Origin of the sequence: Streptomyces sp. NPDC005374 (assembly GCF_042872225.1) — a bacterium.
In the GTDB taxonomy this organism is placed as follows: Bacteria; Actinomycetota; Actinomycetes; order Streptomycetales; family Streptomycetaceae; genus Streptomyces.
In genome coordinates, this window is record NZ_JBIAKA010000003.1 from 310,675 (window position 1) to 332,758 (window position 22,084).

The window sequence follows — 22,084 nt, forward strand, 5'->3', positions numbered from 1 at the left end:
AATGCCTCCGTGCGCCCCCGGGCGCGCTCAGCCGCGCCGCGGCTCGCGAGGGTGCTCGCTGTGGTGCTCGCGGTGCGCGAAGGCCGCGCGCAGGTCCGGTTCGCCGATCGCGCTGATGCCGCGCACGGCGACGCAGGTGAGATACGTCCGCTCGTCCGTGCCACCGGTGCGCCGGGTCAGGGCGCCGAGCAGCCGCTGGCCGGCCGGGGAGGCCCAGCGCGAGTACGGGTGGACCTCCACCCGGGCGATGGCCAGACAGCTCAGGCTCAGCGCGAGCGGCAGTGCGAACCAGAGGGCGACCAGATGCCGCGGCATCTCCGAAGGGGCGGGAGCCAGCAGCGCGATCACGCCCAGCGCGACGACGGCCCCGGCGGCCAGCCGCACCTGACGGACGGCCGTCGCGATGCCCGACCGGGCGTGGTCGGGCATCGCGAGACCCGCGTCCACGAGCCGGTCGGCGAGGCTGCGCACCGCGTCCGCGGAGGCCGCGTCGACGCGCACCGGGGCGATCCGGGACTGTCCCTCCGGCCCGATGGCACCGATGACGGTCCGCTCCATCTCGTCGCGCCCGCGGGGATCGACGACGGTCGCCCAGCCGGTGTGAGCGAGCAGCAGCCGTTGCTGGCGGGCCATCGAGACGAGCGTCAGGTCCGCGACCCGCCGGGGGCCGCCGGACAGGAACGCCGCCTCGTACAGCGTCAGATCGTGTGCCCGGGCATCCGCGTCCGCGGCCGCCGCGTGTACGGCGGCCAGGCACAGCCGCGTGCACGCGGTGCCGGTGACGGCCCAGGCCAGCAGCAGAAGAAGAACCCAGAACATGCCGCGTTTCTATGCCAAAGGCTCCTGGAGGCGCCATGGCCTGTTCACAATCCGGACGGAGTGTTGTCGGTGTGTGACGTTCCGCTTGTCCGGAATGAAGCCAGGCGACCTACGACGGGACCGGGGCCGGGCTGGAGGCGGCCGGGGGAAGGGAGAAGGGTGTCGCGTACGGCGACGGGGTGACCGGCACGACGATGCCGGGGTCGGCGGTCGGGCCTGCCGGGGCCGGGGAGTTGACGAGCGGCGGGGCGCTGTCACCGGCCAACTCCTGGGCCAGGGCGGCGAAGTCGACGTATCCGGTGGCTTCCAGGACCTTGATGTGGTCCAGCACGGTGGTGTTGGCGTCGTCGGCCAGGGCACGGACCAGGGAGTTCTGGGTGCTCGCGCGGACCTGGGCGACGACCGAGAACACCCGGCCGTGCGCGAGGCGCAGGATGTTGGCGAACTGGCGGTCGTAGTCGACGCCCTGCGCCTGGTTCAGGGTGGCGAGCCACTGCTTCTGCTGGTCGTTGGGCTCGTTGGGCAGCGCAAGTCCGAGCTTCGACGCGACGTCACGCACGCGTGCGTCCAGGAACGTGTGTCCCTCGACGAGATGCGCGCCGGCCGTACGGACGGCCTGCGTCGTCCCCTTCTGTTCCGCCTGCTGACCCGCGGGCAGCTCCCACAGCCCCGCCAGCCGCACCTTCGTGACGAAGTCCCGGTCCAGCGCGGAGAGCGGGCCGTACGGCGTCGTCACGGTCCCGGCGCTGAGCACGCTCAGGCCCGTGTCCGAGCGGTCGGCATACGACCACATCGGGATGAGCAACGCCACGACGGTCGCCATCAGTCCGGTGATGATGACCCCGGTGCCGGTGAAGATGCCTCGCCCCTTGACGGGCGGTCGCGATCGCATGGTGCCTCCTGTTGCGGCACCGCACGCCAGGAAGTCTCAGGTGCGGGGTTGACATATTACTGCCGGGTCCGAGTCAACTGCCGTACAGGAGCGAATGCTTGCATCGGGGTCGAGATGGGGTGAAAGGGGGCGATGAGAGGGGCGGAATTTCTGGAGAAATGGGGGTGAAGTGTGGAGGTTGGAGGCGTGGAGCAGTTGTGGTGTTATTCCCGGCACACCGCGGTGCGGGGCGGCACGTCGTCACCGCCGCAGCAGGACCCTCCGTGTGGCCCGGGTCAACCGCACCCCCGCCCGCTGTGACCTCGGGACCGGACCCGACCGCTCAAGCCACCACTCCCGCAACTCCCGCCGCACCCGCGCGTCCCCGAACTCGCCGTCCAGCAGCAGGTGTTCGGCGAAGTCCAACGCGTCCCGCCGGTACCCGTCCGTCATCGACCGGCCGTGCGCGTACGCCAGGAACGCCGGCCGGTACCCCGCCCCGAGGATCACCGGCAACTCGGGCGCGACCTTCGCCACCACGTCCGCCCGCTTCCCGGCGAGCGCCCGCGCCTGCACCCCCAGCCGCACCCGGTCGAAACCCTCCGGCACCGGAGTCCCTGCCGCGAGCGCGGACAGCAGCGCGGTCTGGGCGAGGGCGAGCCTCTGACGGGCGGGCTCCGTCGGAGCGCCCGACGGCCCCGCGGTATCGGCAGGGCACCACGCACCGCCTGCCGCCCCGGGGGCGCCCCCCTTCGCCACCGCCTCCCGGATCGCCCCCAACTCCCGCTCCAGCTCGACCGGTTCGGGAAAGTTCTCGTCCCGCTCCAGCAGCACCCCCGGCGGCGAGACCCTGGACGCGAGGTCGGTGAGGATGTCGAGGACCGGTCGCGGCACCGGGTGGGCGTGGCTGTCGTGCCACACCCCGTCCCGCTCGAAGCCGCCCGCGACATGGACGTAGGCGATGGCCTCCAGCGGAAGTTCGGCGAGCGCGCGGGCCGGGTCCTCGCCGCGGTTGACGTGGTTGGTGTGCAGGTTGGCCACATCGATCAGCAGCCGGACCCCCGTCCGGTCCGCGAGGTCGTACAGGAACTGCCCCTCGGTCATCTCCTCGCCGGGCCATGCGATGAGTGCGGCGATGTTCTCGACGGCGAGCGGCACCGGCAGCGCGTCCTGGGCGATCCGGATGTTCTCGCAGAGGACGTCGAGGGCGTCCCGGGTGCGGGGGACCGGCAGGAGATGTCCGGCCTCCAGGCGAGGCGAGGCGGTGAGGGGGCCGCCCGCCCGGACGAACGCGATGTGCTCGGTGACCAGCGGCGAGCCCAGCGCCTTGGCGCGCTCGGCCAGCGCGGTCAGCCGTCCGGCGTCGGGCCGCTCGGCGCCGCCGAGCCCGAGCGAGACGCCGTGCGGCACCACGGTCACCCCGCGCTCGCGCAGCCGTCGCAGCGACTCGGGGAGATGCCCGGGGCAGACGTTCTCGGCCACGGCCTCGACCCAGTCGATGCCCGGCATTGCCTCCACGGCGTCCGCGATCTCCGGCCGCCAACCGATACCCGTGCCCAGTCGCTCCATGTCCGTCCCCTCCCCGTCCTCTCCCGCATCCGCTCGGGCCGCCGTCTGTCCGGCGTGACGGAGGTATGGCCCCGGGCCGGGGGTGCGAACCGTGCCCGGGGGACGTTCAGAGCAACATTTGAGGTTCGGGCGGTGCGGCTGCCGGTGACCTCACAGACCCGTTCCGGGCCGTGACCGCAACGCCGGATGGTCCGCCACCATCGTGGAGGAACCGGGCGCGATCTCGGTGAAGCCGGCGTCGCGGACCAACGGCAGCCCGCTCGCGGTGAGTTCACCCCAGTGCCCGGGATCCGCGGTCCGTACGGCGAGCGGGAACCCGGCGTCCCGCCAGGCGGTCCGCTCCTCCTCCGACAGCTCCCACCAGGCCAGTTGGGCGCCGTGTCCGGCCTGGGCCATCGCCTTGCCGGCCGACATGTCGAGGTCCGGACTGAGCCACAGGACGGGAGCCGTCGTGTCCGCGGCCCCGGGCGGCTCGGGGTCGTCGAGATCGGTACCGGAGACCTGGAGCTTGGCCAGTTCCTTGGGCCAGCCGTCGAGCGGCACGGGCGGAAACACCCGCACCTGCGCCGACTTCCCCGTCACGGTGATCCCGGGCAGCTCCTCGGCCCGCCGCCACTCGGCCCCCCTGGCCCGCCGTACGACCTTGCGGATCCGGGCGTCCTGCCAGTCCCGCACGACCTCGGCCCACTCCCCGTCGCCGACAGAACGCTCGTCGCCGAGCAGGACGAGAACGGCGCGGGCGGCGGTCTCGAGAGCGTCGGTACGAGCGGGCGGAGCGGCCTTCTCGATGCGGACGACCAGGGGCAGCACGAACTGGGGTGCCTGGTCGCGCGCGGTCGGCTCGGAGTGGAAGGGGCTGTCGGTCGAGGGCGTCACGTCGTGGCTCACCCGGACAACCCTAAGGTCACCCCGAACAGGCCGTCCGCTGAGCCTCCTGCCACTCGCACACCGGGCACAAGGTGACCCCCTTGTGCGACTCCGGATACTCCGTCGGGTTCCGGCACAGCACGCTCCCCCACTCTCGGCTGCGCTCGAGCGGGGGGACCCCCATCGCGTACGGCGGGCCGTCGGCGACCGGTGGCTCCGACACGTCGCCGGTCGCGCAGTACTCCTCGCTCATGCCTCCAGCCTAGGACCCGATCAGCCCGGACACCCTCACGAACCGGAAGCCCCGCTCACGCAGCTCGGGCACCACCGTCCGCACCACCCGCTCCGTCGTCGGCGCGGCACTGCGTGTGCAGTGCATGACCACGACCGACCCCGGCCGCACCCCCTCCAGCACCTGCCGGGACACGGCCTCCGCGTCCGTGGCGAACGCGTCCCCACTCACCACGTCCCACTGGACGGCGGTCACACCGGCCGGGGTGAGTGCCTTCAGGGCCCGCCGGTCGTAGCAGCCGCCGGGAAAGCGGAAGTACGGCATCGCATCCGGCACTCCCACCGTGCGGAACACCGCGTACGCCCGCTCCACATCCTCCCGCATCCGGTCGCCGGACACCGTCGGCAGCCCGTAGCAGTCGTCGGTGAAGGCGTAGTGGCTGTAGGAGTGGTTGGCGACCTCGAAGAGCGGGTCCCGCCCGATCGCACGCGCCTGCTCCGGATACTCCTCGGCCCACCTCCCGGTCATGAACACCGTGGCCGGCACCTTCAGCGTCCGCAGCGCCGTGATCAGCCCCGGGTTGTCGAAGCGCTCGCCCGCCGCGGCCCGGGTGCCCTGGTCGGCGGTCATGTCGGCGTCGAAGGTGAGCGCGACCGTCCTGCCGTGGGCGCGGGAACCGTGTCGGAAGACGGGCGTCAGGCCGCCGGGCCCGGGAGCGAGGGTGGGAGGCGTGGACGGGGACGCGGTGGTGGTCGGGGCGGGGGCCGGGCGGACGGCTCGGGGCGCCTGGGTGGTGCAGGCGGCGAGGGCGGCGCCCAGGGCGCACACGGCGAGGGCACGGCGTACGGGAGTGATCACCGTACGAACGTAGGGCGATCTGCCTTATATGTATGTCAGCCCGGCCCGTGGGGTCACCCGCTCAGATGTCCCGCTTCTCCAGCGGCCGGGTCGCCGGGCCCTGGATCACCTTGCCGTCCGTGTCGAAGCGGGAGCCGTGGCAGGGGCACTCCCAGGCGTCCTCGGCACCGTTGAAGGCGACCAGGCAGCCGAGGTGGGTGCAGCGCGGGGACACGGCGTGCAGGGCGCCGGCCTCGTCGCGGTAGACCGCGAGGCGGTCGCCGTCCACGCGGACCACGGCGCCTTCGCCGGGCGGCAGGGACTCCAGCGGGGGCACGGGGCGCAGACGGTCGCCGACGAAGTGGCGGGCCACCTGTGCCTGGGTCTTGAGGAAGGACGGGGCCTCACGGACCGTCGAGAGCAGGCGGCGCGGGTCGTAGAGCTCGCTCCACGCGCACTTCTCGCCGGTGATCAGCGCCGTGAGGAGGCGGCCCGCCATGATCCCGCCGCTCATGCCCCAGCCGCCGAAGCCGGTGGCGACGTAGGCGTGCCGGGCGCCCGGGTGCAGGGGGCCGACGAGCGGCACGGTGTCCGTGGGGTCGTTGTCCTGGGTGGCCCAGGCGTGGGTGAGATCAACACCGGGGAAGCGCCGGGTGGCCCAGGCGGAGAGGTGGTCGAAGCGGGTCCTGGTGTCGCCCGTGCCGGGGGTGAAGTGTTCGCCGGTGACGATGAGGAGGCGCCGGTCGGCGCTCCAGGGAGCCGTACGGACCGAGCGGGTGCCCTCCTCCGGCGTGATGTACATGCCGTCCGGATCCCGCTCCCGGTCGATCGTCCCGGCGACGACCAGCTCACGGCGCGGGGAGAGCCGGGTGAAGAGGAGGGAACGGTCGAAGATCGGGTAGTGGGTCGCGACCACGACGTCCCGGGCCGTCACCGTGGCCCGCGTGTCGGTCGACAGCCGGCACGGCTCGCCCTCGTCGAGGCCGAGGACGGCGGTGTGCTCGTGCACGGCCGCCCCGGAGGCCACCAGGTCCTCGGCCAGGGCCAGCAGGTACTTGCGCGGATGGAACTGCGCCTGCCCCGTCACCCGCACCGCGCCCGCCACCGGGAACGGCAGCCCGGTCTCCGTCACGAACGACGCCAGCAGCCCCGCCTCCCGGGCGGCCGCCGCCTCGGCCCGCAGCTCCTCGACCCTGCCCTCGTCACAGACGTAGGTGTACGCGTCGCGCTGCTCCCAGTCGCAGTCGACGCCCAGCTCGTCCGCGATCCCGGCGGCCCGCTCGATCGCCTCGCTCTGCGAGCGCGCGTACAGCCGGGCGCCCTCGGGACCACGGGTGCGGCGCAGCTTGTCGTAGATCAGCGTGTGCAGGGCGGTCAGCTTGGCGGTGGTGTGCCCGGTGACCCCGGCCGCCACCTGCCCGGCCTCCAGGACCGCGACCCGCTTCCCGGCCCGCACCAGCTCCCATGCCGTACTGAGCCCGGCGATCCCGGCGCCGATCACGGCCACGTCGACCTCGAGATCCCCGGTCAGCGGCGGCCGGGATCCGCCGGGTGCGGTCTCCAGCCAGTACGAGCCCTTGACGTGCCGGTTCTCGGTCATGCGCCCCGAGTACCCCGGGATTCACTCTTCGAGCAGCCGCCTGCGGGCTTCCTCCACGTCGAAGTCCGCCTCCGGGTAGCGGGGGTCCAGCTCCGACAGGTGTTCCAGCAGGAGCCGGCTGACCGCCCAGTTGCGGTACCACTTGCGGTCGGCGGGGACCAGGTACCAGGGGGCGTGCGGTGTCGAGCAGCGCTCCAGGGCCATCTCGTACGCCTGCTGGTAGGCGGGCCACAGGGCGCGCTCGTCGATGTCCGAGACGTTGAACTTCCAGTGCTTGTCCGGACGGTCCAGGCGCTTGAGGAGACGGTCGCGCTGTGCGTCGTACGAGATGTGCAGGAAGCACTTGACGACGGTGACGCCGTCGTCGGTGAGGGACTTCTCGAAGCGGTTGATCTCGTCGTAGCGGCGTTCGATCTCGGCGGGCGGGGCGAGCGCGCGGACCTTGGCGATGAGGACGTCCTCGTAGTGCGAGCGGTCGAAGATGCCCAGCTCGCCGGCTTGCGGGAGGGCCCTTTTGACGCGCCACAGGAAGGGGTGCTCGAGCTCCTTGGGCGTGGGTGCCTTGAAGGCGTGGATGCGGCAGCCGGACGGGTTGAACAGGCCGATGACGTGCTTGACCGTGCCGCCCTTGCCGCTGGTGTCCATGCCCTGCAGCACCAGCAGGATCCGGCGCCGGTCGCCCGCGGTGCTGGCCGCCCACAGGCGTTCCTGGAGGTCGGCGAGCGGGGAGGCCAGGGCGGTCATCGCGGCCAGGCCCGCCTGCTTCTTACGCGGACCGGCCGGCGTCTCCCGGGCGTCGTACGCGGCCAGGTCCACCGGCTTGCCGCCCGGCACGCGCAACAGCTCGCGCAGGTCGGTGTCGTCCCGGGCCTTCGCGCTCTTCTCGGACGCGTGGGACTTCGAGCCCTTCTTCGCCATGGGGCACCCCTTCCGGGCCGGGTCCGGTCCCTCGATCCTGCGCCGGGGGACCGGGGCGCGCCAGCCGTCGCGGAGGGCGGCTACCCGCGCCAGGGCCCCGTCACCGCGAAGGTCGTCCCGGGCGTGTAGCAGTTGACGTACATCGTCTGCCCGTCGGGGGAGAAGGTGACTCCGGCGAACTCGCCCCACTCCGGGGCGTCCGGCGTCCCGATGTTCTGCCTGCCGCGGGCCATCGCGTAGACCTCGCCGTGCCTCGTCACGCCGTAGACGTGCTGGGCGCCGCTGCCGTCCTCGCACACCATCAGGCCGCCGCTGGGGGCGAGACAGATGTTGTCGGGGGACTCGCCGGGCAGCTGGATGTCGGTGTCCGGACCGAAGACGATCACCAGGGTCAGCCGGCGTGCGGAGGGGTCGTAGCGCCAGATCTGCCCGAAGTGGTCGGCGGCCGAACCCTCGGCGCTGTGCGCGAAGGAGGAGACGAAGTAGACGCTCTTCCCGCCCCAGTAGCAGCCCTCCAGCTTCTGGGCGTGCGTGATGCCCTTCGGGCCGAAGTCCTGCAGCCGGACGGGGGTCTGGGCGGCCAGCGGGTCCGGTACGTCGACCCACTCGATGCCCTCGAAGCAGGCACCGGTCTCCTGGACCGCGGACAGGTCCGGCACGCCGGGCACCCGCATCGCCTGGAGCCGGCCGCCCGCGCGCAGTGAACCCAGGCCGCCCTCGGGCCTGTTGGGCAGGAAGCGGTAGAAGAGACCGAAGGGCTTGAGGAAGGCGTCCTCGGTCTCGTAGACGATGCCGCGCTTCGGGTCGATCGCGATCGCCTCGTGCTGGAAGCGGCCCATCGCGGTCAGCGGTACGGCCCCGGAGCGGTGCGGGTCGGCCGGGTCGACCTCGAAGATGAAGCCGTGGTCCTTGGTGTAGCCGTTGGTGCCTGCCTTGTCCTCGGTCTCCTCACAGGTCAGCCAGGTGCCCCAAGGGGTGGGCCCGCCCGCGCAGTTGACGGCCGTACCGGCGATGGCGACCCGCTCCGACAGCACGTTGTTGCGGCTGTCCAGCGTGAGGGCCGTACAGCCGCCCTTGCCGGCCGGGTCGTAGGTGAGGCCCTTGACGGTCGGGACGGGGATCGCGGCGGTGGGGCGGTTCTCGTGGTTGCGGACCAGGTGGACCTGGCCTTTTCTGCCGGGCAGGGCAGTCATGCCGTCGTGGTTGGAGGGGACCTTGCCCTCGCCGGAGCGGAGCTGGTCGCCCTCACGGGAGAGGACCTTGTAGCGGAAGCCCTTCGGCAGGTCCAGCAGGCCCTTCGGGTCCGGGACGAGGGGGCCGTAGCCGGTGTGGCCGAGGGGCTGGGCGGCGGCGGTGCCCGCGAAGAGCTCGGAGAGGGCGCCGGTGAAGGCGATGCCGGCCCCCACGGCGGCCGAGCGGGAGAGGACCTGACGTCGTGTTGCGGACATGGTGGAGCAACCTTCCTGCTGGCGGACAGGACTGTGACTCCGCTGTGTCTATCACCTGGGTCGGACGCCGGGAACCACGCGCGTAGCGTGTCCCCTCCTCTCGCTTCCCGTGACCACCCGTCACTTTCCGGTCGGATGCTCCTGCGCCCGCTCCAGGAACCGCAGCAACTCCACCGGGAACGGCAGGACGAGCGTCGAGTTCTTCTCGGCGGCCACCGCGACGACCGTCTGCAGCAGCCGGAGTTGGAGTGCGGCCGGCTGCTCGGACATCTCCTTGGCGGCTTCCGCGAGCTTCTTGGAGGCCTGCAGTTCGGCGTCCGCGTTGATGATCCGGGCACGCCGCTCGCGGTCGGCCTCGGCCTGGCGGGCCATGGAGCGCTTCATCGTGTCCGGCAACGACACGTCCTTGATCTCCACGCGGTCCACCTGGACACCCCAGCCGACGGCCGGGCTGTCGATCATCAGCTCCAGGCCTTCGTTGAGCTTCTCGCGGTTGGACAGCAGGTCGTCCAGCTCGCTCTTGCCGATGATCGAGCGCAGCGAGGTCTGGGCCATCTGGGAGACGGCGAACTTGTAGTCCTCGACCTTGACGAGAGCGCTCGCCGCGTCGATGACCCGGAAGTAGACGACGGCGTCCACGCGCACGGTCACGTTGTCCCGGGTGATGCCCTCCTGGGCCGGCACCGGCATCGTGACGATCTGCAGGTTCACCTTGTGCAGCCGGTCCACGAACGGCACGACCAGCGTGAATCCGGGCTCGCGCACCTCGCCCGCGAGGCGTCCGAGGCGGAAGACCACCCCGCGCTCGTACTGCTTGACGACCCGGGCCGCCGCCGCGACGTAGACGATCCCCGCGGAACCGGTCGCCGCGGCCGCCGCCAACAGCTCTGGGAGCATCGCGACCTCCTCGTCGAGAGGTGCTTATGTCTGCTCCTGCAACGATATGCCCGATGCCTGGTCCGGGGCCACGATCGGCTCCGGACCAGGCGGGCGCGGACTACGGGGCGGTGGCCCGCGCCGGCTCCGGCTCGGTGACCCGGACCGGTTCCGTGCCGACCGAGCTGTGCCGCTCGGCCCAGTTCTCCAGCGCCGTACGGCAGGCGTGGTCCAGGTGGTGCAGACCGGAGAGGTCCAGCTCCACGGGCCGGTCCTGGGGCAGCGACTCCAGGCTGTCGAGGATCTTCGGCAGCCTGAGGAAGGTCGCGTTGCCCGACAGGTGGGCCTGGATGGGACCCGCGCCCTTGTCGACGATCTCCAGCTTGAGGTGCGAGGCCTCCCAGGCGGTCTTGGCGACGGACAGCGCCAGACCGATGAGCACGCCCTCGAACATGTTCACCGCGACGATCGAGACGGCCGTGGCCACCAGGATCAGCGCCTCACCGCGGTGGCCGCGCCACAGCGACACGATCCCCCGGAACGGGATCAGCTTGAAGCCCGCGTGGACCAGGATGCCGGCGAGCGCGGGCAGCGGGATCAGGGCCAGCGTCGACGGCAGCAGGGCCGCGAACAGCAGCAGCCATACGCCGTGCATGACCCGGGACGCCTTGGTCCGCGCACCGGCCTGGACGTTGGCGGAGCTGCGCACGATGACCGCGGTCATCGGCAGGGCGCCGAGCGCGCCGCAGACCGCGTTGCCCACGCCCTGGGCCATGAGCTCCTTGTCGTACTCGGTGCGCGGACCGTCGTGCAGCCGGTCCACCGCGGCGGCGCTGAACAGGCTCTCGGCGGAGGCGATCAGGGTGAACGCGAGGATGGTGCCGAAGATCGCCGGGTTGGCCAGCTCGCCGAAGGCTTCCGAGCCGGGCGGCTGGATGGAGTCCAGCAGGCCGTTCACCTCGACGGTGGCGATCGACAGACCGAAGACCTGGGTGACCACGGTGGCCAGCAGGACCGCCGCGAGCGCGCCCGGCACGGTCTGCGCCTTCTTGGGCAGCTTCTTCCACAGCACGAGCACCGCGACGGTGCCCGCGCCGACCGCGAGCGAGGTGAGCGCGGTGGTGCTGCCGAGCGCGTCGACGGCGGCACCGGGCAGCCCCAGGATCTTGTCGATCCCGGTGGTGGGCGCCTTCAGTCCGGCCGCCGAGTACAGCTGGCCGGCTATGAGCACGAGGCCGATTCCGGCCAGCATGCCCTCCACGACGGAGACGGATATCGCCCGGAACCAGCGCCCCAGCTTCAGGGCACCCATGGCGAGCTGGATCAGACCGGCACTCAGCACGATGACACCGAGCGCGGGCAGCCCGAACTCGTCGACCGCCTCGAAGACGAGGACCGTCAGACCGGCGGCAGGACCGGAGACCTGGAGGCTGCTGCCCCGCAGGAAACCGGTGACCAGACCGCCGACGATGCCGGTGACGAGTCCCAGCTCCGCCGGGACACCGGAGGCGACGGCCACACCCACGCAGAGCGGGAGCGCGACCAGGAAGACGACCAGGGAGGCGGCGAAGTCCTGCCGCAGGTGAGGGTATTTGGTCATCATGGCGATCACAGACCCTCGAACGCGTCGGTCTCGGCGCGGTGGACGCGCACCGCGCCCGTGTGCACCTCGTAGTACCAGGCGTGCAGGGCCAGTTGGTCCTCGGCCAGCCTCTTCTCGATGCAGGGGTACGACCTCAGGCGCAGCACCTGGGCCAGGACGTGGCTCTGCACGCCCTCGGCCACGGTCGGGTCCTCGACCGCGCCCGCGGGACGCGGGGTGGCGTTCGTGAGCCAGTCGCGGACGGCCGGTACGGCGTCCAGGTCGTCGCCGCGGACGAGGGCGCCGACGGCGCCGCAGTGCGAGTGTCCGCAGACCACGATGTCGCGGATGCCCAGCACCTCCACGGCGTACTCGATGGTGGCCGCCTCGCTGGTGGGGTGCACGGAGGCGTACGGGGGGACGATGTTGCCCGCGGTGCGCAGCTCGAAGAGCTCGCCCGGGCGGGCGCCCGTGATCAGGGCCGGCACGACCCTGGAATCCGAGCAGGTGATGAACAGAACCTGGGGGGACTGGCCTTCGGCCAGCTTGGCGAACTCCTCAGGGCGCTGTCCGAACGTACGGGCGTTGTCGATGAGGGGCTGCATGTGGGGACTCCTCCTGGCGCGCCGAGCGGCGCGTCGGACGTGCCCGGCGTGCTAGATGCACGTCGGGCTCGCATGACAGTGGGGGAAACAGAGGTGGGGGGCCGCTCTGCTGTCAGCAGCGGAAGACCTGAAGTGCCGCCGGGGTATGGGCTGTCGAGGGTCTGGACAGCGTGAACCCGCCGGACGCGACCTGTTTCGTGGCGGTGGCCGCCGGCTCCTGGGCCGACAGCGGGCGCTCGGGCCCCTCGGGGGCGAAACCGACGGCGCGGTGCCGGTCGCGGGTACGCAGGGGACCGGTCGGATCCCCTACGGGGTTGCAGTGGCGCTTCGAGGCGGCTTCGGCGCGCAGCGCCTTGCCGGAGAGCTTGGTTCCGGTCTGAGCTTTGGCCTCAACTTGACGGCCTGTGTGCGCGCTTGCGAAGGATTCGGTGGGTGCGAAGAACGGGAGGGCGAGAAGGACGGTGGCGAGGATCGTCATCACGGTCCGCGCCGTCGTACCTCGGAACATACGCCCCCCTCCCGGCAGTTCTCACTTCTCGGTCTGACCAACCACTGGTCAATGACTGGTCAAGAAACACCTTAGCCCGGCAAAGTTGTTTGCAGGGTTAACTTAGCGTTTCGAGCTGAAGAGAGGCTGAAGCGTGCCGGGTGCCTGGCGCGAACCGGCTCTTGATCTTGTGGAGTTGCTGCGCTAGCGCGGCCTCAGGCGCCGTCGACCAGGCCCTTCGCATCGCGGGCCAGCGCGGTGAGCCGGGATATCGCGCGGAAGTACTTCTTGCGGTAACCGCCGTTCAGCATCTCCTCGCTGAACAGCCGGTCGAAGGGCATGCCCGAGGCCAGCACCGGCACCTCGCGGTCGTAGAGACGGTCCGCGAGCACCACGAGCCGCAGGGCCGTCGACTGGTCCGGCACCGGCTGGACGTCGGTGAGGCACACCGCCTTCAGGCCGTCGGTCAGAGCGCCGTACCGGCTGGGGTGGACCTTGGCGAGGTGTGCCAGGAGGCTCGGGAAGTCGTCGAGCGAGGCGCCCTCGGTGGCGTACGCGGCCTTGGCGACCTCCTCGTCGGCGAACGGCGCCGGCGCCTCGGGCAGCCCGCGGTGGCGGTAGTCCTCGCCGTCGATGCGCAGGGGCCGGAAGCGCGCCGCCAGGCCCTGGATCTCGCGCAGGAAGTCGACCGCCGCGAACCGGCCCTCGCCGAGCTTGCCCGGCAGGGTGTTGGAGGTGGCGGCGAGCGCCACGCCCGCGTCGACCAGTTTGCCCAGCAGGCTGGAGACGAGGACGGTGTCGCCGGGGTCGTCCAGCTCGAACTCGTCGATGCAGACCAGGCGGTGGCCGGAGAGCGTCTGGACCGTCTTCTGGAAGCCGAGGGCGCCGACCAGGTTGGTCAGTTCGACGAAGGTGCCGAAGGCCTTGAGGGACGGTTCGGCGGGGGTGGCGTGCCAGAGGGAGGCCAGCAGATGGGTCTTGCCGACGCCGTAGCCGCCGTCGAGGTAGACGCCGCGGGGGCCCGCCGGGGTCTTCGGGGCCCTGGGCCTGCCGAGGCCGAGGAAGCCGCGCCTGCCGCCGCCGATCGCGTGCGCACCGCCGAGACCCGCGGCGAAGCCCGCCAGGACCTGGACGGCCTCGGTCTGGGTGGGCTGGTTCGGGTCCGGGATGTACGTGTCGAACCGCACCGAGTCGAACCGCGGCGGCGGCACCATCTCGGCGACCAGCCGGTCCGCGGGGACGTGCGGCTCACGGTCGCACAGGGACGGCGGGGCGGTGCCGGCTATCGGGCCGAACCCGGACGCGGCGGGGGAAGTGGACACGGTTCACCATGTTAAAGGCCGTGCCACACTGCACGACATGCGACGCCTGTTCCCTGTGACCGACGAGACAGCGACCCGGAGCCCGGAGACGGGGGCCGACCACGAGTGGAGCTTCGCCGAGCTGGCCGCCGCCTACGCGTACCCCGAGCTCGGTCCCGGTCCCGGCACCCCCGAGGTCTGGCTGCGCGCCAACATGGTCTCCACGCTCGACGGCGCCGCCCAGCACGACGGCCGCTCGCAGCCCATCTCCACCGCGACCGACATGCGGATCTTCGGGACGCTGCGGGCGCTGGCGGACGTGGTGATCGCCGGTGCGGAAACGGTACGCCAGGAGGGGTACCGCCCCGCACGCGTGCGTGCGGAGTTCGCGGGGCTGCGGGAGGCGGCCGGACAGGGCCCGGTGCCGGCGATCGCGGTGATCAGCGCGAGCCTGGACCTGGACTTCTCGCTCCCGCTGTACACCTCGCCCCCGGTGCCCACGCTGATCCTCACGGGCGCCGCCGCGGCCCCGGACCGGATCGCCGCGGCCGAGAAGGCGGGCGCTCGGGTGGTGATCGCCGGCGACGGCGTCGGCGTGGACCCCGCGCGGGCCGTACGGGCGCTGGCCGAGCTCGGGCACACCCGGCTGCTGACCGAGGGCGGCCCCCGGCTGCTGGGTCAGCTGGTGGCCGCCGGGGTGCTCGACGAGCTCTGTCTGACCCTGTCCCCGATGCTCACCGCGGGGGACGCGCAGCGCATCGCCGGGGGACCGTCGGTCCCGGTCCCGGCGCGGTTCGCACTGGACTCCCTGCTGGAGGAGGACGGATTCCTCTTCAGCAGGTACCGAAGGGCGTGACTGTTCGGACGCGAGTTCGGTCAGTACCGCCGGCGCCGACATCGACGGAATCTGTCGTTCCGTTTCGCTTCCGGCGGGCACACTGAATCCGGCAATACCCGTGCGATCACGGGGCAGGATGGTTTCCGCAGAGCGCAGAGCGCAGAAGAAGGGGACGCCCGGTGTTCACAAGCGTTTTGATGATCGAGAAGGCCCTGACGTCCGCCGACGTGGAGTTCGTCACCACCTTGCACGGCGACGAGTCGGTCGCGTTCCACGTACTGCTCCAGCCACGGGGGGACCAGGCCGACCGGTTGCTGCGGGCCATCGACGACGTGGCGCTGGGCGAGCTGGACGAGGCGGTACGGGAGCGGGAGACACCCGAGGGCGAGGCCGCGAAGGACGTGGGACAGCGGGCGCTCGAGGTGTCCCTCCAGGCGCTCAGAGCCTCCGGGAGCGCGGCGGAGGGAAGGCTCATCGAGGACCACCCCCTGGACGCGCTGAAGCGCCTGGTCGAGGAGATCGGCGCCGACGAGGTGATCGTCCTGACCGACCCCCACTACGTGGAGGAGTTCTTCCACCGGGACTGGGCGTCCCGCGCACGTCACAAGGTGGGCGTACCGGTGCTGAAGCTGTTCTCGCACAGCAAGGCATAGGCTGGCTCCCGCATCCGTACCGCACCACTTGGGAGACACACGCATGGCACCCGGCCTTCCTACCGCCATGGACCGACCGCACTTCATCGGGATCGGTGGGGCCGGGATGTCGGGGATCGCGAAGATCCTCGCGCAGCGCGGGGCGAAGGTGGCCGGCAGCGACGCCAAGGAGTCGGCGACCGCCGAAGCCCTGCGCGCGCTCGGCGCGACCGTGCACATCGGGCACGCGGCGGAGCACCTGGCGTCCGACGCCACCTGCGTCGTCGTGTCCTCGGCGATCCGCTCCGACAACCCGGAGCTCGCCCGCGCGGCCGAACTCGGCATCCCGGTCGTGCACCGGTCCGACGCCCTCGCCTCGCTGATGGACGGCCTGCGGCCGATCGCCGTCGCGGGCACGCACGGCAAGACGACCACGACCTCGATGCTGGCGGTCTCCCTGTCCGCCCTGGGCCTGGAGCCGTCGTACGCGATCGGCGGCGACCTGGACGCCCCCGGCTCCAACGCCCTGCACGGCGACGGCGAGATCTTCGTCGCCGAGGCGGACGAATCGGACCGCAGCTTCCACAAGTACGCCCCCGAGGTCGCGATCGTCCTCAACGTCGAACTCGACCACCACGCCAACTACGCGTCGATGGACGAGATCTACGAGTCCTTCGAGACGTTCGTGGAGCGGGTCACCGAGGGCGGCACCCTGGTGATCAACGCGGACCACGAGGGAGCCCGGGAGCTGACCCGGCGGGTCACGGCGACCGGCGTGCGCGTGGTGACGTACGGCGACGCCGAGGACGCGGACGTCCGTGTCCTGTCGGTCGTGGCGCAGGGGCTGAAGAGCGAGGTCACCGTTGTCCTCGACGGCGCGGAGCTCACCTTCACGGTCTCCGTACCCGGCCGCCACTACGCGCACAACGCGGTGGCCGCCCTGGCCGCCGGCGTGGCCCTCGGGGTCCCCGCCACCGAGCTGGCCCCGGCCCTGGCCGCCTACACCGGCGTCAAGCGACGCCTCCAGCTGAAGGGCGAGGCCGCCGGGGTCCAGGTCATCGACTCCTACGCCCACCACCCCACCGAGATGACGGCGGACCTGGAGGCCATGCGCGCGGCGGCCGGTGACGCCCGCATCCTCGTCGTCTTCCAGCCCCATCTGTTCTCCCGGACGCAGGAACTCGGCAAGGAGATGGGCCAGGCGCTCGCGCTGGCCGACGGCTCGGTCGTCCTGGACATCTACCCGGCCCGCGAGGACCCGGTCCCCGGGGTGACGAGCGAGCTGATCATCGAGGCGGCGCGGGCCGCCGGCGCGGACGTGACACCGGTCCACGACGCGGCGGAGGTGCCGTCGGTGGTCGCGGGAATGGCGAAGGCCGGTGATCTCGTTCTCACCATGGGCGCGGGCGACGTCACCGACCTCGGCCCGCTGATCCTGGACCGTCTCGCGAAGTAAGGGGCTGAGCTTCATGTCGTACGACGTCGAAAAGCCGGACGAGCAGTGGCGGGCGGAGCTGAACCCGGCCGAGTACTCCGTCCTGCGGCAGGCCGCGACGGAGCCCGCCTTCACCGGTGAGTACACCGACACCAAGACCGAGGGCGTCTACTCCTGTCGCGCCTGCGGCGCCGAACTGTTCACCTCCACCACGAAGTTCGAGTCCCACTGCGGCTGGCCGTCCTTCTACGACCCGAAGGACACCGACGCGGTCGAGCTGATCGAGGACCGGACCCACGGGATGGTGCGGACCGAGGTGCGCTGCGCGCGCTGCGGCTCCCACCTCGGGCACGTGTTCGCGGGCGAGGGGTATGCCACGCCCACCGACCAGCGGTACTGCATCAACAGCATCTCGTTGCGGCTTACGGCGGACGAGGGCTGACACGGGGCCGCAGGTTCGAGCCCTGGGGTCCGTCGGCCCGTCGGCGCGCCGCTGCCACCCTCGCGTCCGGCCACGACGCCAGGACGGCGCGCCTGCGCCGGCCGGTAGCGCCGTTGCGTCACCGCACGCGTCATCGGGCCAGGGCGGCCTCGCGCGGGCAATCCTGATACCAGCCGAGGTCGTCCGTGAACGCGGCTGGTAGGGGCTGGGTAGTTCGGCGATCCGGTGCAGCCAAGTGCTATGAAATCGCCTGCGGCCTCGCGTCAAAGCTACGGAGGCGACGCCACTGATCAGCTGGTTCGACGGAACACGTCTGCTCGTACGGAGACGAAAAGACGGTGAGCCTGTGGCCGCGGAACACCCAGGGAGGTCCTGGAGGGCCGCACGCCGACGAGGACGAGCGCGGCTACCGCTGTCGCGAGCGCGGCCGCGACCGACGACGCCCCAGCGGGAGTGAACCGAGATTGTGCACGTCGGCCAGGCGCGCCCAGGGACTCGTGCTCGTCCGGGGCTATGCGAGGCGACGACGAGGCGCTCGGTCGCGGTCACTGTGAGATCCGTCGGGCAGGAGTCGGCCGGGCGGATGTCGACCCTCCCCGAAGTCGCCTTGCGCAGAGCGGATCGCTGATCCGGCAGCGGGCCTCCGGTGGTCGTGACCACCACGCGACCGTCGGTGCCGGGGCTCGGAGTGGGGGCGCCCCCGACGGCGTATGCGTCGCCGAAGGAGAGATCACCGGCCCCGGAGCGGGCCTGATTTATACGTAGTTGGCTCCCTCAGGTGTGTCGGTGAGCCCGGGAATCTGGTACTTCGGGACTGCGGATGTGCCCAGGTTCTGTATCGGGGGAGGGCGCCATGACCGCTTTCGTACGTCCACTGATTCTGGTGCGCGGGTTCGGAGGGCCGGACCTCGGTGGTGTTCGGCGCAATGCCTATCAGGGGTTCAACGAGGGGACCGTGTACCCCGGGCGCCGCGGTGAGAACTACATCTACGAGGGCTTCGTACTGAGGGCGTTGAAGTACGCCGAGCATCTCTACCGGGACGCGACCAACGTGGTCGGTTTCTACGCCGGCTCGCAGGAAGCGCCGCCGGGGTCGTGGGACTGGAACAACGGCCTTCTGTCCGGAAACGTGGTGCTCGATCCGGCCATGGCCGACCGGGTGTTGGGCGGCGGTATCGACGGGACCCTGTGGATCTACCGCTACTACGACCTGGAGCCGAGGACGATCAAGGGGTACGGGGCGGGACTCGTGCGGCTGATCGACATCATCCGGTGTGCCGCCGCCCTCCGGAACGGTGGCGGCCAGGACCGGTTCCCGGGTGTGGACATCGTGGCGCACAGCATGGGAGGGCTGGTGGTGCGCGCGGCGCTTCGGCAGATGGGGAGCGCCGCGGCCGATGGGGCACCGCCGTCTCAGGACCTGGTGCACAGGGTCGTGACGCTGGGTACCCCGCACCGTGGCATCGCCTTCCAGGTACTGCCACGCGCCTTGGTGGAGGAGGTTCCCGTCGTCGGCGCCGCGGCGGACGAACTCTCGGCGTTCGATCCGAGCAGCACCACGTTCTCGGACTGGGGCGGCTTCCCCGTCGAGCGTGTCCTGACCGTCGTGGGAACGGACTACCGCAGCTACGGGACGGCGATCGCCTCGATGGCGAACCGGCTCGCGAGTCTGGCCGACGAGGGCAGCCTGGACTACAACCGCAGTGACGGCCTGGTGAAGCAGGCCTCCGCCCAACTGCCGGGCGCGCCCAGGACGTTCGTGCACAAGTGCCACGGCGGGCCGGACTCCCTCGTCACCTCGCGCGAGGCGTTCGAGATCGCCATGAGGTTCTTCCACGGCACCCACCACGTGCGGCTCTGGCTCGATGCGGCCGAAGTGCGGCGCGGCAAGGACTTCTTCGGCCGCAGCGAGTTCTTCTTCGGGGTCTCGGTGAAACCGAGGGGCGTGGACTTCGACCTGTTCCATCAGGGCCCCGAGGCGGAGAACTGTTACGGCCCGTTCCACTCCGACGATCTGTCCGACGGCCCTCCACCTCTCGAAGAGGAGTTGAGCCGGCCGCTGTCGGCAGAAGGGGACCGTACGACCGGCTGGGCCGGGCCCGATCGGCTGATCTGGGAAGGATGGGTCGACCGGTCGGTACGGCCCGCTGACCCGGCCGAGGCGTCGGGCGTGGTGTTCCGCCTCGACGTGTACCTCGGTGAGCGGGACTCGTTCGGCATCGGGTTCTCGGACAACGTCGTCTTCCGTAAGCAGTACTACCTGCAACTGCTGCCAGGTGGCGACGGGCAGGCGCCGGCGCTGTTCCTGCACACCGGCGAGGGGCATCTCGGCCACGGGCGGGATGAGTTGGAGGCCGCGGAGGGTGACAGGACATCGAGGGTTGTGCGGGCGGTCGACACCGGGAACGGCGCCGAATGGCGGTTCGCCATCGACGGCACCGGCTTCGGGGCCACTCTGCGCGTGGCGTTCACGGAGGCGAAGACGGAGAAGACGGAGAAAACGCAGGAGACGGCAGAGGACGAGGGTTCTCGATGACGACGCCGACCAGCACCTGGCGGCATCGAGCGCGAGTCCGGGCCGAGGAACTGCGCGTTCAGTTGTACGCCCTGCCGGATCCCTCCGCGAAGGGCTGTCCCGTCGACGTGAAACGGGACGAACTGCGAAAGGGCGCCGAGCGGTTCGTCTGTCGGGCCCTGGAACTCGTGGACGAGAGATCGGGACTGCGCGGCTGGTGGTACGGGCGGCTCTACGAGGAGACGCTGTGCACCCTGCACGCCGCGGACGTGGCGATCACCCGGCTCCTGCCGCCACGCGACGCGCTCCGACGCGGCAACTCTGTGCTGGCGATGGCCCGTCCGCTGCTGGCGAGAGACGATCCGCGCCTCGTCCTCGTCGAGCGCATGGTGGAGGGTCTGGCAGGAGTGCCCGCTGCCAGGCCCCGACGGCGGGAGCCGGACTGCGAAGCGCCCAGTGCCGTGGCCAAGCTGCTGAAGGCCGCGCACGAGGTCGAGGAGGAACGCGCCGTACGCAGCCGGAACTTCCGGAACCGGCTCATCCGCGTGGGCGTCATCCTGCTGTTCGTCCTCGGCGGGACGTGCGGTGCCGCGCTGGTGTCCGCCGGCGCGGTTCCCGTCTGCGGTGACATTGCCTACTCGCAGGACACCCCCGCGCCGGCACAGGTGCCACGGAGTAACTGCCGCGTCTCTCCGGGCCGGGCGGAGGTGGGGGACGTCGGTCTGGTCATGCTCTTCGGCCTGGTGGGAGCCGCGCTGCCCATGACGGCCCGGCTGCAGCGCTTCGGCGGCAGCTGGAACCCGTACAGCCTGCAGCTCTACCAGGAGGTGATCAAGCTGCCCACGGGCTCGCTGGTCGCCGTCGCCGGCCTGTTACTGCTGCGCACGGACGTACTGCCCGGTCTTGGACCGCCGGTCGACTGGCCCCAGGTGGCCGCGGACGCTGTCCTGCTCGGCATCAGCCAGCTCGCCTTCACCCGCACGATCGACAAACGCGTGTCGAAACTGCTGGCGGCCGCACCCGATGAGGAGGAGACCGGCCAACTGGAGAAGGTGTCGGTGCCCAAGCCCTCGAAGGGCTGAACCACCAGGCCGGGACCGAGGCCCATTCGGCTACCCTCCTAGGCAAAGACCCTGCTGGGGAGGGTGAGTTGACGGGGAGCACAGCGGCTGTCGAGAGCGGTGGTGGACGGGCGCGCAGGAGAGATCTGCGGGGCCGGGCCTTTCCGGCGCTGACCACGAGTACGTCGGCCGAGCGGCTGAGGTCGGTCGAGTCCCTGCGGGTCTGGGTCGAGCAGGAGGCCGAGGACGCCATGGACTGGTACCTGGAGGACAAGCGGCTCAAGCGGGTCGGCTCCCGTGCCATCCGCGGCGTGATGATCGTGCTCGCGACGACGGGCACCGTGATCCCGCTGGTCGGCGCGGCCACGGACGCGGACATCCAGAGTTGGGGCTATGTCTTTCTGGCCGCGGCGGCGGGGTGCAAAGGGTTCGACCACTTCTTCGGGCTCTCCACGGCCTGGATGCGTGACATCATCGCCGTGCAGGCGCTGCACAGCGAGTTGAACGAGTTCCGGCTGGCCTGGTCGGCCGAGTTGCTGAGGGACTCGACGGGCGAGCCGGAGCAGGCGGTGATCGAGCGCAGAATGCGCCTGATCGGCGGGCTGGCCGGAAAGATCCGCGGACACCTCGAAGCCGAGACCGCCGACTGGACCACCGAATTCCGGGCCGGACTCCAGCAGTTCCAGGACCAGTCCGCCGCGTTGCCGGCGCCGCGGGAGGCGGGTGTGCCGGCGGAACGCTGACCGGTCGATCCCGCCGTCCGGTTCCCGGCCGACAGCGCACGCCGAATCCATGTCGCGGATCCGTCGGCCCCCGAGGATGTACAAGTCATGCCACGATCCCTCGTTCAGCAACCCGGACTCGCCACGCCTTCGGCCCACGACCCGGTGGAAGCACGGCTGTTGGGACGGGCCCTGCGTGCTCTTGCCGAGTCCGCGTCCCTGCTGCCGAGGATCAGCCCCGTCCCGCTCCGGGGCGACGAGATCGTCGTAGAAGTGGCCGATCCGCCGGACCGGTTGTTTCCCGATCGGTAGCAGGCGCGGCGCGATGGGCGGCCGTGGTTCCTCAGCCGGGAGAGCGTCGGGGCACATCAGGACGAGAGCCGGGAGCGGGGCTTGGAAACTCGGGCTTGAGTCCGGCGGTGGGCGT

Annotated in this window: 22 protein-coding genes; 8 read left to right on the plus strand and 14 right to left on the minus strand. The window is 71.2% G+C overall.

Annotated elements, in window-relative coordinates; genetic code table 11:
• Nucleotides 1-27 precede the first annotated feature (27 nt).
• The 14 genes from ACFYRX_RS09790 to zapE form a co-directional block, all read right to left on the minus strand.
• On the minus strand, nucleotides 28-819 hold the full coding sequence (locus ACFYRX_RS09790) for a TIGR04222 domain-containing membrane protein (RefSeq protein WP_389097817.1): 792 nt from the start codon (nucleotides 817-819) through the stop codon (nucleotides 28-30).
• A 109-nt stretch (nucleotides 820-928) separates the two neighbouring features.
• On the minus strand, nucleotides 929-1,711 hold the full coding sequence (locus tag ACFYRX_RS09795) for a DUF4142 domain-containing protein (protein WP_389097818.1): 783 nt from the start codon (nucleotides 1,709-1,711) through the stop codon (nucleotides 929-931).
• A 240-nt stretch (nucleotides 1,712-1,951) separates the two neighbouring features.
• Complete coding sequence (locus ACFYRX_RS09800; protein ID WP_389097819.1) at nucleotides 1,952-3,259, minus strand: DUF692 domain-containing protein; 1,308 nt, start codon at nucleotides 3,257-3,259, stop codon at nucleotides 1,952-1,954.
• A 150-nt stretch (nucleotides 3,260-3,409) separates the two neighbouring features.
• Nucleotides 3,410-4,147 (minus strand): peptidyl-tRNA hydrolase, encoded by a 738-nt coding sequence (locus tag ACFYRX_RS09805; RefSeq protein ID WP_389097820.1) that lies wholly within the window; start codon nucleotides 4,145-4,147, stop codon nucleotides 3,410-3,412.
• A 16-nt stretch (nucleotides 4,148-4,163) separates the two neighbouring features.
• Nucleotides 4,164-4,379: a hypothetical protein gene (locus ACFYRX_RS09810; RefSeq protein ID WP_389097821.1), complete on the minus strand. Its 216-nt coding sequence runs from the start codon at nucleotides 4,377-4,379 to the stop codon at nucleotides 4,164-4,166.
• Nucleotides 4,380-4,388: 9 nt separating this feature from the next.
• Nucleotides 4,389-5,216, minus strand: coding sequence for a polysaccharide deacetylase family protein (locus tag ACFYRX_RS09815; protein ID WP_389097822.1), 828 nt, complete (start codon nucleotides 5,214-5,216; stop codon nucleotides 4,389-4,391).
• Between the two features lie 61 nt (nucleotides 5,217-5,277).
• A complete protein-coding gene (locus ACFYRX_RS09820; protein ID WP_389097823.1) occupies nucleotides 5,278-6,795 on the minus strand; it encodes an FAD-dependent oxidoreductase in 1,518 nt (505 codons plus the stop codon).
• A 21-nt stretch (nucleotides 6,796-6,816) separates the two neighbouring features.
• Nucleotides 6,817-7,713, minus strand: coding sequence for a PPK2 family polyphosphate kinase (locus tag ACFYRX_RS09825; RefSeq protein WP_389097824.1), 897 nt, complete (start codon nucleotides 7,711-7,713; stop codon nucleotides 6,817-6,819).
• A gap of 80 nt (nucleotides 7,714-7,793) precedes the next feature.
• Nucleotides 7,794-9,161, minus strand: coding sequence for a PhoX family protein (locus tag ACFYRX_RS09830; RefSeq protein WP_389097825.1), 1,368 nt, complete (start codon nucleotides 9,159-9,161; stop codon nucleotides 7,794-7,796).
• A gap of 120 nt (nucleotides 9,162-9,281) precedes the next feature.
• Nucleotides 9,282-10,058 (minus strand): slipin family protein, encoded by a 777-nt coding sequence (locus ACFYRX_RS09835; RefSeq protein WP_389097826.1) that lies wholly within the window; start codon nucleotides 10,056-10,058, stop codon nucleotides 9,282-9,284.
• Nucleotides 10,059-10,158: 100 nt separating this feature from the next.
• Nucleotides 10,159-11,640, minus strand: a complete 1,482-nt coding sequence (locus ACFYRX_RS09840) for a SulP family inorganic anion transporter (protein ID WP_389097827.1) — start codon at nucleotides 11,638-11,640, stop codon at nucleotides 10,159-10,161.
• A 5-nt stretch (nucleotides 11,641-11,645) separates the two neighbouring features.
• Nucleotides 11,646-12,224, minus strand: a complete 579-nt coding sequence (locus ACFYRX_RS09845; RefSeq protein ID WP_389097828.1) for a carbonic anhydrase — start codon at nucleotides 12,222-12,224, stop codon at nucleotides 11,646-11,648.
• A gap of 112 nt (nucleotides 12,225-12,336) precedes the next feature.
• A complete protein-coding gene (locus tag ACFYRX_RS09850; RefSeq protein ID WP_389097829.1) occupies nucleotides 12,337-12,732 on the minus strand; it encodes a hypothetical protein in 396 nt (131 codons plus the stop codon).
• Between the two features lie 194 nt (nucleotides 12,733-12,926).
• Complete coding sequence (gene zapE, locus ACFYRX_RS09855; RefSeq protein ID WP_389097830.1) at nucleotides 12,927-14,033, minus strand: cell division protein ZapE; 1,107 nt, start codon at nucleotides 14,031-14,033, stop codon at nucleotides 12,927-12,929.
• A gap of 37 nt (nucleotides 14,034-14,070) precedes the next feature.
• On the opposite strand from zapE, the gene ACFYRX_RS09860 reads away from it, so the two are divergent.
• The 8 genes from ACFYRX_RS09860 to ACFYRX_RS09895 all read left to right on the plus strand — a co-directional run bounded on the left by ACFYRX_RS09860 (nucleotide 14,071) and on the right by ACFYRX_RS09895 (nucleotide 21,969).
• Nucleotides 14,071-14,868, plus strand: coding sequence for a pyrimidine reductase family protein (locus ACFYRX_RS09860; protein WP_389097831.1), 798 nt, complete (start codon nucleotides 14,071-14,073; stop codon nucleotides 14,866-14,868).
• 179 nt (nucleotides 14,869-15,047) lie between these two features.
• Nucleotides 15,048-15,503, plus strand: a complete 456-nt coding sequence (locus tag ACFYRX_RS09865; protein WP_389097832.1) for an indole-3-glycerol phosphate synthase — start codon at nucleotides 15,048-15,050, stop codon at nucleotides 15,501-15,503.
• A 43-nt stretch (nucleotides 15,504-15,546) separates the two neighbouring features.
• The gene (gene murC, locus ACFYRX_RS09870) at nucleotides 15,547-16,938 is read left to right on the plus strand and encodes a UDP-N-acetylmuramate--L-alanine ligase (RefSeq protein WP_389097833.1); all 1,392 of its coding nucleotides are present in this window, start codon (nucleotides 15,547-15,549) and stop codon (nucleotides 16,936-16,938) included.
• A gap of 13 nt (nucleotides 16,939-16,951) precedes the next feature.
• On the plus strand, nucleotides 16,952-17,359 hold the full coding sequence (gene msrB / locus ACFYRX_RS09875) for a peptide-methionine (R)-S-oxide reductase MsrB (protein WP_389097834.1): 408 nt from the start codon (nucleotides 16,952-16,954) through the stop codon (nucleotides 17,357-17,359).
• An 853-nt stretch (nucleotides 17,360-18,212) separates the two neighbouring features.
• Complete coding sequence (locus tag ACFYRX_RS09880) at nucleotides 18,213-19,895, plus strand: esterase/lipase family protein (protein ID WP_389097835.1); 1,683 nt, start codon at nucleotides 18,213-18,215, stop codon at nucleotides 19,893-19,895.
• Complete coding sequence (locus tag ACFYRX_RS09885; RefSeq protein ID WP_389097836.1) at nucleotides 19,892-20,956, plus strand: hypothetical protein; 1,065 nt, start codon at nucleotides 19,892-19,894, stop codon at nucleotides 20,954-20,956. Before ACFYRX_RS09880 ends, ACFYRX_RS09885 begins: the two co-directional genes overlap by 4 nt.
• A 68-nt stretch (nucleotides 20,957-21,024) precedes the next feature.
• Nucleotides 21,025-21,678, plus strand: a complete 654-nt coding sequence (locus ACFYRX_RS09890; RefSeq protein WP_389097837.1) for an SLATT domain-containing protein — start codon at nucleotides 21,025-21,027, stop codon at nucleotides 21,676-21,678.
• Nucleotides 21,679-21,765: 87 nt separating this feature from the next.
• Complete coding sequence (locus ACFYRX_RS09895; RefSeq protein ID WP_389097838.1) at nucleotides 21,766-21,969, plus strand: hypothetical protein; 204 nt, start codon at nucleotides 21,766-21,768, stop codon at nucleotides 21,967-21,969.
• The last annotated feature ends 115 nt before the right edge of the window (nucleotides 21,970-22,084 follow it).